This is a genomic window from Microbacterium sp. (genome assembly GCF_047607465.1).
Taxonomy (GTDB): Bacteria; Actinomycetota; Actinomycetes; order Actinomycetales; family Microbacteriaceae; genus Microbacterium.
Map to the genome: position 1 here is coordinate 1 of NZ_JASGCY010000002.1, position 11,894 is coordinate 11,894.

Annotated in this window: 11 protein-coding genes and 1 rRNA gene; 7 read left to right on the plus strand and 5 right to left on the minus strand. The window is 71.2% G+C overall.

Annotation, left to right across the window (positions count from 1 at the left end; genetic code table 11):
• Together QM568_RS00060 and QM568_RS00065 are read left to right on the plus strand one after the other, a co-directional pair.
• The coding region (locus tag QM568_RS00060; protein ID WP_415134540.1) for a hypothetical protein at nucleotides 1-195 on the plus strand (195 nt) is incomplete at its 5' end.
• Nucleotides 192-941 carry a sulfite exporter TauE/SafE family protein gene (locus QM568_RS00065; RefSeq protein ID WP_415134542.1) on the plus strand — a complete coding sequence of 250 codons (750 nt, stop codon included), beginning with the start codon at nucleotides 192-194 and terminating at the stop codon, nucleotides 939-941. The genes QM568_RS00060 and QM568_RS00065, both read left to right, overlap by 4 nt.
• 569 nt (nucleotides 942-1,510) lie before the next feature.
• Here QM568_RS00065 and QM568_RS00070 read toward each other — a convergent pair.
• From QM568_RS00070 to hutH, 4 genes are all read right to left on the minus strand, one after another.
• A complete protein-coding gene (locus tag QM568_RS00070; protein ID WP_415134544.1) occupies nucleotides 1,511-2,440 on the minus strand; it encodes an arginase family protein in 930 nt (309 codons plus the stop codon).
• 330 nt (nucleotides 2,441-2,770) lie between these two features.
• Complete coding sequence (gene hutI / locus QM568_RS00075; RefSeq protein ID WP_415134546.1) at nucleotides 2,771-4,057, minus strand: imidazolonepropionase; 1,287 nt, start codon at nucleotides 4,055-4,057, stop codon at nucleotides 2,771-2,773.
• A gap of 90 nt (nucleotides 4,058-4,147) precedes the next feature.
• Nucleotides 4,148-5,800, minus strand: coding sequence for a urocanate hydratase (gene hutU / locus QM568_RS00080; RefSeq protein ID WP_415134548.1), 1,653 nt, complete (start codon nucleotides 5,798-5,800; stop codon nucleotides 4,148-4,150).
• On the minus strand, nucleotides 5,793-7,352 hold the full coding sequence (gene hutH / locus QM568_RS00085) for a histidine ammonia-lyase (RefSeq protein WP_415134550.1): 1,560 nt from the start codon (nucleotides 7,350-7,352) through the stop codon (nucleotides 5,793-5,795). The genes hutU and hutH overlap by 8 nt, the downstream gene beginning before the upstream one ends.
• 52 nt (nucleotides 7,353-7,404) lie before the next feature.
• On the opposite strand from hutH, the gene QM568_RS00090 reads away from it, so the two are divergent.
• The 5 genes from QM568_RS00090 to QM568_RS00110 all read left to right on the plus strand — a co-directional run bounded on the left by QM568_RS00090 (nucleotide 7,405) and on the right by QM568_RS00110 (nucleotide 11,679).
• Entirely contained in the window at nucleotides 7,405-8,184 is a 780-nt protein-coding gene (locus QM568_RS00090; protein WP_415134552.1) for an IclR family transcriptional regulator, read from the plus strand.
• Between the two features lie 67 nt (nucleotides 8,185-8,251).
• Nucleotides 8,252-9,475, plus strand: a complete 1,224-nt coding sequence (locus QM568_RS00095) for an OmpA family protein (RefSeq protein ID WP_415134554.1) — start codon at nucleotides 8,252-8,254, stop codon at nucleotides 9,473-9,475.
• A gap of 25 nt (nucleotides 9,476-9,500) precedes the next feature.
• On the plus strand, nucleotides 9,501-10,028 hold the full coding sequence (locus QM568_RS00100) for a DUF3060 domain-containing protein (protein WP_415134556.1): 528 nt from the start codon (nucleotides 9,501-9,503) through the stop codon (nucleotides 10,026-10,028).
• 5 nt (nucleotides 10,029-10,033) lie between these two features.
• Nucleotides 10,034-10,741, plus strand: coding sequence for a response regulator transcription factor (locus QM568_RS00105; RefSeq protein ID WP_415134558.1), 708 nt, complete (start codon nucleotides 10,034-10,036; stop codon nucleotides 10,739-10,741).
• A complete protein-coding gene (locus tag QM568_RS00110) occupies nucleotides 10,738-11,679 on the plus strand; it encodes a sensor histidine kinase (RefSeq protein WP_415134560.1) in 942 nt (313 codons plus the stop codon). Before QM568_RS00105 ends, QM568_RS00110 begins: the two co-directional genes overlap by 4 nt.
• 98 nt (nucleotides 11,680-11,777) lie before the next feature.
• Here QM568_RS00110 and rrf read toward each other — a convergent pair.
• A 5S ribosomal RNA gene (rrf, locus tag QM568_RS00115) occupies nucleotides 11,778-11,894 on the minus strand.

Below are 11,894 nucleotides of genomic sequence, written 5' to 3' on the forward strand. Positions count from 1 at the left end.
CTCCGGCTCCCCCGGGGCCTCGCGTTCCCCCGCGGCCTCGCGCTCCGCCGCGGCCTCGCGCTCCCTACCGGCGGCGTGCTCCGCCGCGGCCCCGCGTTCCCTACCGGCGGCGTGCTCCCCCGCGGCCCCGCGTTCCCTACCGGCGTCATGCTCCCCCGCGGCGACGCCGCCTTCGCGGCAGAGATCGACCGGTGATCGACCTCGGCGTCTGGGCCTGGGTCGCCCTGTGCCTGGCCGCGGTGATCACCGGCCTCTCGAAGGCGGCGGTGCCCGGAGGCGGGACCCTGGCCGTGGTGCTGTTCGCCGCGGCGCTGCCTGCCCGCACCTCGACAGCGGCGATGCTGCTGCTTTTCATCGTCGGTGACGTCTTCGCCCTCATCGCCTACCGGCGGCACGCGCACTGGCCGACACTCCTGCGGCTCGCGCCCGCCGTGATCGCGGGACTGCTCGCCGGCTTCGTGTTCCTCGCCCTGGCCGGTGACGGCATCGTGCGCCGGGCGGTCGGGGTGATCCTGCTGGTCATGATCGCGATCACGCTGTGGCGCCGACGGCTGCAGGACAGAGCGGATGCCGCACCAGCGGTGCGCGGCGGCATCCTGCTGTCATCGACCTACGGCGCCCTGGGCGGCTTCACCACCATGGTCGCGAACGCGGGCGGTCCGGTCATGGCGATGTACTTCCTCGCGACGCGCACGCAGGTGCAGGTGTTCCTGGGCACCTCGGCGTGGTTCTTCGCGATCGTGAATCTCGTGAAGGTGCCTTTTCTCGCCGGTCTCGGGCTGTTCACCCCGCAGGTGCTGCTGATGGACCTGCTGCTCGCGCCGCTCGTGGTGGCCGCGGGCCTCGTGGGACTGCGCATCGCGAAGCGCATCCCGCAGCGCCTGTTCGACCGGCTCGTGATCGCGCTCACCGTATCGGGCGCCGTCTATCTGTTGTTCTAGGCCCTGCCCGATCTGGCGCCCTGCCCGATCTGGCGCCCTGCCCCCGGCGCTTTTCCTCCGCCCCCGCCCCCTCCGCACCGGCTCGCTCCCCTCCGCCCCGGTCAATCCGTCGGGCCGATTCCCGTTCGTCGGGCCGACCCAGAGCGGATGCCGGCGCGTCGCCGCACCCCGCCCGACAATCGGTACGCGGACTCAGCAGACCGCGCGCCGCGCAAGCAGGTGCCGTGACCGCCCCGCGGACCCAGCGCACCCCAAGCCACACACCCGGCCGGCATCCCGCTGATCTGCACCCTTGACCCGGCCGATGCCCGGTCAATCCGTCGGGCCGATTCCCGTTCGTCGGGCCGATCCGAAACGGATCCCGGCGTGTCGCCGCTCCCCGCCCGACAAACGGTACGCGGACTCAGCGCACCGCGCCGGCCAGATGCGGGACGCGCCCTGCCCGACCACCCGCGGCACCTCCCACCCGGCCCACCGGTCCATCCGTCGGGCCGATTCCCGTTCGTCGGGCCGATCCAGAGCGGATGCCGGCGTGTCGCCGCTCCCCGCCCGACAAACGGTACGCGGACTCAGCGCACCGCGAGCCCCGCGAGCAACTCGAGCACGCACAGGGCGGCGAGGCGCACAGTGCGGGCGTCGTCGGCATCCGCCGTCGCATCGACCTCGGCGAGGTCAGCGCTGACGAGCCGGCGGTCTGCGGCGAGCGCCCGTACGAGCGCACGCAGCTCCCACGCGGCCAGCCCCCCTGGCACGCTCGCAGGGCACCCCGGCGCCACGGACCGATCGGCGGCGTCGACGTCGACATCGAGGTGGATGCGGGCATCCGCTCCCGCCCCGGCGATCTCGACGGTCTCGCTGACCACATCGCGGATGCTGCGCCGACGCAGCTCGTCGAGCGTGACCACACGGATTCCCCAGTCGGCGGCGCGCCGCGCGTAGGCTGCAGAGTTCGCGAAGTCGGCGATGCCGATCTGCACGATGCGCGTCGGGTCGATGCGCTCGGACTCCGGTGCGTCTTCGACGAGCCTCCGCACCGGCGAGCCGTTCGAGACCCCGTCGCGCAAGTCGAAGTGCGCATCGATCGTGATGAGACCGGTGGCCCCGGCCCCGCGCGCGACCGGATAGGTGAGCGAGTTGTCGCCGCCGAGCGCGATGACGAGCCGCGCGGCATCCGCCAGCTCCGCGACCCTCGTCACGGTCCGCGCATGCCCGCGCACGCCGTCGGGCTCCTCGACATCGCCCGCGTCGACGATGCGCAGCGCCGCGTTCAGGTCGACGAACGGCGGCCCCATCAGCGTGGCGCTGTACCGCGGCAGGGCGTCGCGGATCGCCGCCGGCGTCGCATGTGCACCCGTCGGCGACAGGGACGTGCGCCACGTCGGGACGCCGACCAGCACGGCATCCGCCTTCTCACCCGCGGTGAACGCGGGCCACGATCCGGCGCGCGGCCAGAGCTCATCGTGCGTCAGCGGCGGACGCACACCATCGTTCAGTGCCATGATTCTCCGTTCTGCGAGCGGCCCGTCCGTCGCGCTGCTCTTCTCCGCGGCGCGCTGCTCTTCTCCGCGGCGCGCTACTCATCTCCGCGTCGCGCTGCTCTTCCCCGCGGCTCTTCCCCGCGTCGCGCTGCTCTTCCCTGCACGCGCTGTCGAGTTTCCAGCAGCGCGTGCAGATTTCGACAGCGCGACACCGAAATCGACAGCGCGACACCGAGGGGCCAGCAGCGCGACACCAGTTTCGACAGCGCGACACCAGTTTCGACAGCGCGACACCAGTTTCGACAGCGCGACACCAGTTTCGACAGCGCGACATGAGGGCCCGGCGCGCGGTCAGGCGACCGGCACGCCGTCCTTCCAGACCCGGTCGACGAGCGGCACTCCCGGCCGATACGCCAGATGCACGCGCGTCGGCGCCGTCAGCAGCACGAGGTCGGCGCGGTATCCCGGGGCGATCACGCCGATGTCGTCGCGGCGCAGCGCTGCGGCGCCTCCCGCGGTGGCGGCCCGGATCGCCTCATCGACGGTCATGCCCATCTCTCGCACCGCGACGGCGATGCAGAACGGCATCGAGCTCGTGAAACTCGACCCCGGATTCGTGTCGCAGGCGAGAGCGACCGTAACGCCCGCGTCGATGAGCCGACGCGCGTCCGGATAGGGCTGCCTCGTCGAGAACTCCACGCCGGGCAGCAGCGTGAGCACGGTCTCCGATCCGGCGAGCGCCGTGATGTCGACGTCCGTCAGATAGGTGCCGTGATCGACGGATGCTGCCCCCAGCTCCACCGCCAGAAGCACGCCCTCGCCGGGCCCGAGCTGGCTGGCGTGCAGGCGAGGGGCGAGTCCGCGGGCGATGCCCGCTTCGAGCACCCGGCGCGCCTGCGCCACGGAGAACGCCCCGGTCTCGCAGAACACATCGATCCACTTCGAATGCGCAGCGCACGCCTCGAGCATGGGCCCGGCGACGAGATCGACGTAGCCGTCGGGGTCGTCGGCGTACTCCGCCGGCACGACGTGCGCGCCGAGGAAGGTGACCTCGGGCGTCACCTCGGCGGCCAGCCGCACGAGGCGCTCCTCTGTGTCGACGTCGAGCCCGTAGCCGCTCTTGATCTCGACGGTGGTCGTGCCCTGAGCGTGCATCTCGGCGAGGAAGCCGCGCAGCCGGGCCCGCATCTCGTCGTCAGTGGCGGCGCGCGTCGCCGCGACGGTGGAGCGGATGCCGCCTGCCGCGTACTTCTCGCCGGCCATGCGCGCTTCGAACTCGGCCGCACGGTCGCCGCCGAAGACGAGGTGGCTGTGACTGTCGACGAACCCGGGGATGACGGCGCGGCCTCCGGCGTCGACGACCTCGATCCCGGAGGACGTGCCCGGCACTGCGTCGAGCGACGCGGCGACCGGCACTGCGCCGGGCGACCCAGAACCCGGCGATGCGCCGTGCGACCCGGCGGCAGGCTCAGCGACCCGACGAGAGGTCGGCGCCGCCTCGAGAAGCTCGACGACCCAGCCGTCCGCCGCGCCGCCGACCCGGCTGATCAGACCGTCCTCGATGAGGACGGCGGCCTCGCGCAGCACCGGCCCGTCGTTCGTCGTCAGCTCGCCGATGTTCGTGATCAGTGTGCGCATATCCGCTCCCGCCGTGTCGGTCGTGTGTCCGCGACCCGCCCCGCTCCGTCCGATCCTCCGATGGTGGACGGAGCGGGCCGCCGCCCGCCGTCAGAGTCCCATCGGGACCTTGAGCCCGCGCTCCCGCGCGATGTCCTTCGCGTGATCGTAACCAGCGTCGACGTGCCTCATGACGCCCGTTCCTGGATCGTTCGTCAGCACGCGCTCGAGCTTCTCGGCGGCGAGCGCCGAACCGTCGGCGACCGTGACCTGGCCGGCGTGGATCGAACGGCCGATGCCGACGCCGCCGCCGTGGTGCAGCGACACCCAGCTGGCCCCCGACGCCGTGTTCAGCAGCGCGTTCAACAGGGGCCAATCGGCGATGGCATCCGATCCGTCCTTCATCGCCTCCGTCTCGCGGTAGGGCGAGGCGACGGAGCCGGAGTCGAGGTGGTCGCGGCCGATCACGATCGGCGCCGACAGCTCGCCCGAGGCGACCATCTCGTTGAACTTGAGTCCGGCGAGGTGCCGCTCCTTGTAGCCCAGCCAGCAGATGCGGGCCGGCAGGCCCTCGAAGTGCACCTTCTCGCCGGCCTTCTCGAGCCAGCGGTGCAGGGCCGCGTCCTCGGGGAACAGTTCTGCGATCGCCCGATCGGTCTTGCGGATGTCTTCCGGGTCACCCGAGAGCGCGGCCCAGCGGAACGGACCCCTGCCCTCTTCGAACTGCGGACGGATGTACGCGGGCACGAAGCCGGGGAACGCGAAGGCGCGGTCGAAGCCGCCCAGCTGCGCCTCGGCGCGGATCGAGTTGCCGTAGTCGAACACGGCGGCTCCGGCATCCTGGAATCCCACCATCGCCTCGACGTGCGCGGCCATGGACTCACGGGACCGGCGCGTGAACTCCTCCGGATCGCGCTCGGCCTCGGCCTTCCAGTCGGCGACGGAGATGCCGATGGGCAGATACGCGAGCGGGTCGTGCGCGCTGGTCTGGTCGGTGACGACGTCGATCGGGACCCCGCGGCGCAGGAGCTCAGGGAAGACCTCGGCGGCATTGCCGACGATGCCGACCGAGAGCGCCTCACCCGCGTCCTTGGCGGCGACCGCACGCGCCACTGCCTCGTCGAGGTCGGCGTAGTACACATCGAGGTAGCCGTGGTCGACCCGGCGGGCGAGGCGGGTCTCGTCGACGTCGACGATGAGCACGGCACCCTCGTTCATGGTCACAGCGAGCGGCTGTGCGCCGCCCATGCCGCCGGCTCCGCCGGTGAGCGACAGCGTACCCTTGAGCGAGTCCCGCCCGAGCGAGCGGGCGACGGCGGCGAAGGTCTCGTAGGTGCCCTGCAGGATGCCCTGCGAGCCGATGTAGATCCACGAACCTGCGGTCATCTGCCCGTACATCATGAGGCCGAGCGACTCCAGGCGACGGAACTCGGGCCACGTCGCCCAGTCGCCGACGAGGTTCGAGTTCGCGATGAGCACCCGCGGCGCCCACTCGTGCGTGCGGAACACGCCGACGGGCTTTCCCGACTGCACGAGCAGGGTCTCATCGGGTTCGAGCTCATCGAGGGTGCTCACGATCGCGTCGTACGCCTCCCAGCTGCGCGCGGCGCGGCCGGTGCCGCCGTACACGACGAGGTCTTCGGGGTGCTCGGCGACCTCGGGGTCGAGGTTGTTCATCAGCATCCGTTTGGCAGCCTCGGCGCCCCAGCTCTTGGCGGTGCGCTCGTTGCCGCGCGGGGCGCGGACGATACGTGCGTCAGTCATCGATGTGCTCCTTTGCGATGCGGGCGATGGCGCCGGACTGCACGAGGGCAGTAACGGCCTCCATGTCGGGAGAGAGGTAGCGGTCGGGACCGGGACCCGCCGCCACCGTGCGGACGAGGTCGCGCACGGCACCGGTCGCCGGCCCCGCCTGCAGCGGTGCGCGGAGATCGAGGGCTCGGGCCGCGGTGAGGATTTCGATCGCGAGCACACGGCCGAGGCCGTCGATCGCGCGGCGCAGCTTTCGGGCGGCCGCCCAGCCCATCGACACATGGTCCTCCTGCATCGCCGACGACGGGATGGAGTCGACGGATGCCGGAACGGCGAGCCGTTTGAGCTCGGACACGATGCCGGCCGCGGCGTACTGCGCGATCATGAGGCCGGAGTCGACGCCGACCTCGCTGGCCAGGAATGGGGGCAGTCCGTGGCTGCGGGCAGGATCGAGGGCGCGATCCGTGCGGCGCTCCGAGATCGAGGCCAGGTCGGCGACCGAGATCGCGAGGAAGTCGAGCACGGCGGCCACTGGCGCACCGTGGAAGTTGCCGTTCGACTCGATACGACCGTCGAGCGTGATCACCGGATTGTCGATGACGCTGGCCAGCTCGCGGTCCGCGATCGTCGCCGCGTACCCGGCGGTGTCGCGGGCGGTGCCGTGCACCTGCGGCGAGCAGCGAAGCGAATAGGCGTCTTGCACCCGACCGTCCTCCGGTCCCTTGTGGCTGTGCACGATCGGGGAGGCGCGGAGGAAGGCGCGCAGGTTCGCGGCGGAGATGGCCTGACCGACTTGCGGACGTAGCGCCATCAGGTCGGCGGCGAAGACGGCGTCGGTGCCCAGCTGCGACTCGATCGACATCGCGGCGGCGATATCAGCCGTGAGCAGCAGCTCATCGAGGTCATGCAGTGCGAGCACGAGCATGCCCAGCATCCCGTCGGTGCCGTTGATGAGGGCGAGGCCCTCCTTCTCGACGAGGGTGAGGGGTTGGATGCCGACGGCGGCGAGCGCCTCGGATGCCGGGACCGCCTCCCCGGTCCCTGAGCCTGACGAAGGGCGCACGCGCACATCGCCCTCGCCCATCGTCGCCAGCGCGATGTGCGCGAGCGGCGCGAGGTCACCAGAGCAGCCGAGCGAGCCGTACTCGCGGACGATCGGGGTGATGCCAGCATTCAGCAGGGCTGCGTAGGTCTCGACGACGATCGGGCGAACCCCTGTGCGACCGGATGCCAGGGTCTGCAGGCGCAACAGCTGAAGCCCCCGCACGACCTCGCGTTCGACCTCCTGACCGGTGCCCGCAGCGTGGGAGCGAATGAGGCTCGCCTGCAACTGGCGGCGACGCTCAGGGGCGATGAAGGTGGTGGCAAGAGCCCCGAACCCGGTGGACACTCCGTAATGCGGGTGCGGATCGGCGGCCAGGCCGTCGATGACGCTGCGGGTCTCGGCGACGCGCGCGAGGGCCTCTGGGGAGATGGCGACGGGGGCACCGTGTCGGGCGACGGCGACGACGTCGGCGGCGCTCAGGGGCGCTGCGCCGACACAGACAGCGGGCAGATCACTCATGTCTCGATTCCACACCGTCCCAGTCGCGCCCGGCAGGGGATCGTGGCATCCTTTGTCTGTGATCCCAGACAATGCGGATGCTGGTGGCGCCCAGGTGCCCGCCGCCGAGAACACACTGCGCATCCTGCGCTACCTCGCAGGGCGCCCGGCCCCCGTCGCGGCATCCGCCATCGCCCGCGAGCTCTCGCTCCCCCGCTCCACCGTCTACCATCTGCTCACCGCGCTCGCCGCGCACGGCTTCGTGCTGCACCTGCGCGAAGAGCGCCGCTGGGGGCTCGGCACCTCGGCCTTCGAGCTCGCCGGGGGCTACGCCAGGCAGCAGCCCCTCGCCCGGCTCGGCCGGCCGCTGGTGGCCGCCCTCTCCGACCGGCTCGGCGAAAGCGCGCACCTCGCCGTGATGAGCGGCGGCGACGTCCTCTACATCGTCGAGGAGCGCGCACCGCGGCGCCCCGCCCTCATCACGGACGTCGGCGTGCGTCTCCCCGCCCATCTCACCGCGTCCGGTCGCGCCATGCTCGCCTCCCTCCCGCGCGAACAGGTACGCGCGCTCTATCCGGACGCCTCCGCGTTCCCCGACCGCACCGGACTCGGCCCGCGCACACCGGGCGAGTTGCGCGAGCTGCTGCGCGAGGTCCGCGCCCGCGGCTACGCCACGGAGGACAGCGAGGTCGCCGACGGCCTCCGCAGCGTCGGCGTCGCCGTGCACGATCACGTCGGATGGCCGATCGCTGCGGTCGCGGTGACGTGGGCGGCGGACGCCCTCGACGCCGCCGGACTCGCCGACGCCGTGCGCGCCACCGCCCGTACGCTCGAAGCGCGTCTGAAACGGTGAAGCAGATGTCGCAGACCTGCGACAACGCCGCGACAACGTCGGCACAGTCGCTGGCTACTGTCGAAGCATGACCTCCTCGACACGTCTCACGTCGTTCAGCCGCCGCGGTCTCGTCCTCACCCTCGCCGCAGCCTTCGCCCTCACCGGGTGCGCCGCCGGCCCCGCATCCGCTCCCTCCGCGAAGCCGTCCGCGAAGCCCACCACAACGCCCTCCGCGACGCCGATGACGCCGACGACCGAGCCCGCGGTGGCCACGGTGCCCGGCTACGATGTCGGCCAGTTCCCGCCGGTGCCGCTGTTCGTGCTGCCGGACCTGTCGCTGCTCGACGCCTCGGCATCGGCGTTCACGATCGAGGTCAACGCGGCCCTCGCCGACATTCCAGGGGTGACGGCGACGCCCGCGCACTGCGACGCCGACGGAAGCGTGATCTCCGGCAACGGCACCGCCTACCTGTACGGCGACGGATCGGGCACGTTCACCGGGCCCGACGGCACCGTGCAGAACTTCGGCGACGGGTCGGGCACCTCGACGATCAACGGCGTGACGATCCAGAACTTCGGCGACGGGTCAGGCACCTACTCCGACGACACGGTCACGATCCAGAACTTCGGCGACGGATCGGGCACCTATGCCGATGCGACCATGTCGGTGCAGATCTTCGGTGACGGGTCGGGCACCTACTCCGACGGCGAGGTGACGATCCAGAACTTCGGCGACGGGTCGGGCGACTTCTCCGACGGCGAGGTGACCATCCAGAACTTCGGCGACGGATCGGGCACCTACTCCGACGGCCGCATCACCATTCAGAACTGGGGTAACGGCACCGCCGACGTCGACGGCGAGCGGGTGAAGGCCGCCCCCCTGCCGCCGGTGCCGAAGCTCGGTTCGTTCCCTCCGCTCACCGCGCTCGCGCCGCTCGCGTCGTGCGGCACCACCCTCACCTTCGAGGACGGCGTGCTCTTCGACTTCGACAGGAGCGACATCAGAGCGGATGCCGCGGCCACCCTCGACGCGGTGGCGCAGGTGCTCACGACGCTCGACATCGCGCAGGCGCAGGTCTCGGGTCACACCGACTCGATCGGATCCGACAGCTACAACCAGCAGCTCTCCGAGGCGCGGGCGGAGTCCGTCGTGGCCGGACTCGAGCAGCGCGGGGTGACGACGACACTGACCGCCGAGGGGTTCGGCGAGAGCCGCCCTGTCGCACCCAACGAGCTGAACGGCGCCGACAACCCCGCAGGTCGGCAGCTGAACCGCCGGGTCGAGATCTTCATTCCCGCCACCTTCTGAGCGGGAACAGGAGAGGATGGACGTCATGCGCGTGATCAGGAATCGCTCTGTTGCGGCGCTGCTGCTGGCCCTGGCCGTCGCACCGGCGCTGGCCGGGTGCACGGTGGCCGTCGTCGACCCGTCTGCGGGCGCGCCGAGCGCCCAGCGGACCCCGGCCGGAACGGCCGACGGGGCGGAAGGCTCGGATGCCGGTCTGGAGAGCCCGCCGGCATACGCGCCCGCCGAGGCGGGCGATGACGACACGCAGGCGCAGCGCGAGGCGCTCCTCGCCGCTGTCGACACCACCATGTTGTGCCCCGACGGCCCGCTCACGGCAGACGGCGACATCGTGCGGGTCGAGGGTCACTGCGAGCAGCTCGTGATCGAGATCGATGCCGGCGTCGTGATCGCGGATGACGTCGATGCACTGACCCTCGCCGGCAGCGGGACCACGGTGTTCGTCGAGAACGTGCTCGAGCTCACGGTGACGGGCGACGCGAGCTCGGTCTTCTGGTCCGGCTCGACGCCCGACGTCTCCGACTCCGGAGCAGCCAACGTGCTGAAGCGGGGCTGAAGCCGATGGACAGCCCGCACCGCCCTCGCATCCTGCTCGTCGACGACGACGCGGCGATCACCGGCGCGCTCGGCCCGTTCCTCGAGCGCAGCGGCTTCGACGTCCGCATCGCCGAAGACGGCCACGCCGGCCTCGCCGAGGTGGAGCGCGACGTGCCCGACCTGGTGGTCTGCGACGTGCTCATGCCGCATGTCGACGGTCGGGAGTTCGTGCGGCGCGTGCGCGCCCGCCAGCTCTGGCTGCCCATCATCCTCCTCACCCAGGTCGGCGAGTCGTGGGAGCGCAGCGCCGCACTCGACGAGGGTGCAGACGACTACTTGAACAAGCCGTTCGACCCGCATGAGCTCATCTCGCGGATCCGCGCGGTGCTGCGGCGCACAGCGCAGGGGGCTGGGTCGCTGCGGTCGGCGCCGCGGCTGCGCGCCCTCGACCTCGTGCTCGACCGCACGGCACGACGCGTCTGGCGCGGCGATACCGAGCTCACGCTGACACCCAAGGCGCTGACTCTGCTGGAGTATCTGATGCTGCACCCGCAGGAGGTCCACACCCGCGAGCGCCTCCTGTCGACCCTGTGGGGCTTCGATTTCGCAAGCTCCAGCCGCGCCGTCGATCACCGCATCGCAGAGCTTCGGCGCGTGCTGGGAGACGCGAGCTTCATCGAGACCTCGCAGAGCGTCGGGTACCTCTTCGCCCCGAAGGTAGTCGCCGCATGAGCCGGAGCGGAACCGTCGGCTGGGCGATCGCGTCGGCCGTGCCCGTCGGCGTCTGCGCACTGGCCGCCGGCGCCATGCTCTTTGCCGGGGAGGACCGGATGCTCGTCGCCACCGCGACGCTTCCCGGTGTCGTCTTCGGCGTCGGCGTCGTGGCCTCGGCGATCCCACTGAGCATCCTCGTCGACCGTCGTCGGGCCGCCCGCCGACGCGAGGCCGAGGCGAAGGCGATCGCCGCGGCCACCGATGCGGCACGCGCCGACGAACGCGCCCACCATCAGCGCTTTCTCGCTCAACTCGACCACGAGCTGAAGAACCCGATCACCGCGATCCGGGCGACGGCCGTCTCCGCGCAGGACGGCGAGCACGCCGAAGCGCAGGCGGATGCCTGGCGCACAGTGGACGCGCAGTCGATGAAGCTCAGCACCCTCGTGCGCGATCTGCGCAAGCTCGCAGAGCTCGAGACGCGGCCGCTGGAGTTCGAGCGCATCGACATCGAGCAGCTGCTCGCCGAATCGATCGCCGCGCTCGCGCAGCAGAACCCGGGCGCAGGAGCGCGCATCGCGCTGACGGTCACGCGCGTGCCCTGGGCAGTCCCGCCCCTGACGGTCGATATCGACCTCATCTCGCTCGTGTTCGACAACGTGCTCGGCAATGCGGCCAAGTATTCGACGGACGGACCGATCGAGGTGCGCCTGCGCGAACAGGAAGGCTGGGCGCTGATCGAGGTGGCGGATGCCGGACGAGGCATCCCCGTGGACGATCAGCCGCACGTGTTCGACGAGCTCGCCCGCGCGCAGAACGCCCGCGATGTGAGCGGATCGGGCCTGGGTCTCACGCTCGTCGCCACGGTCATGCGCCGCCACGGGGGTGACGTAGCGCTGCGCTCCGTCGAGGACGCGGGTACCCAGGTGACGCTGCGGTTGCCCATCCCACGCTGAGCGCACGCGGGGGAACTCGCGCACCGGCCCGTGTCCGTGCCGCGCGTTAACGCAAGAAGGGCCACCCAGCATTGGGTGGCCCTTCTTGCTTAAAAGGAGTCCGGCGGTGTCCTACTCTCCCACAGGGTCCCCCCTGCAGTACCATCGGCGCTGTGAGGCTTAGCTTCCGGGTTCGGAATGTGACCGGGCGTTTCCCTCACGCTATGGCCGCCGAA

Excerpts from the sequence above, each read along its gene's own strand:
- QM568_RS00070 (WP_415134544.1), bottom strand. The coding sequence starts at position 2,440 with ATGGCACTGAACGATGGTGTGCGTCCGCCGCTGACGCACGATGAGCTC.
- hutI (WP_415134546.1), bottom strand. The coding sequence starts at position 4,057 with ATGCGCACACTGATCACGAACATCGGCGAGCTGACGACGAACGACGGG.
- hutU (WP_415134548.1), bottom strand. The coding sequence starts at position 5,800 with ATGACTGACGCACGTATCGTCCGCGCCCCGCGCGGCAACGAGCGCACC.
- hutH (WP_415134550.1), bottom strand. The coding sequence starts at position 7,352 with ATGAGTGATCTGCCCGCTGTCTGTGTCGGCGCAGCGCCCCTGAGCGCC.
- QM568_RS00095 (WP_415134554.1), top strand. The coding sequence starts at position 8,252 with ATGACCTCCTCGACACGTCTCACGTCGTTCAGCCGCCGCGGTCTCGTC.
- QM568_RS00100 (WP_415134556.1), top strand. The coding sequence starts at position 9,501 with ATGCGCGTGATCAGGAATCGCTCTGTTGCGGCGCTGCTGCTGGCCCTG.
- QM568_RS00105 (WP_415134558.1), top strand. The coding sequence starts at position 10,034 with ATGGACAGCCCGCACCGCCCTCGCATCCTGCTCGTCGACGACGACGCG.
- QM568_RS00110 (WP_415134560.1), top strand. The coding sequence starts at position 10,738 with ATGAGCCGGAGCGGAACCGTCGGCTGGGCGATCGCGTCGGCCGTGCCC.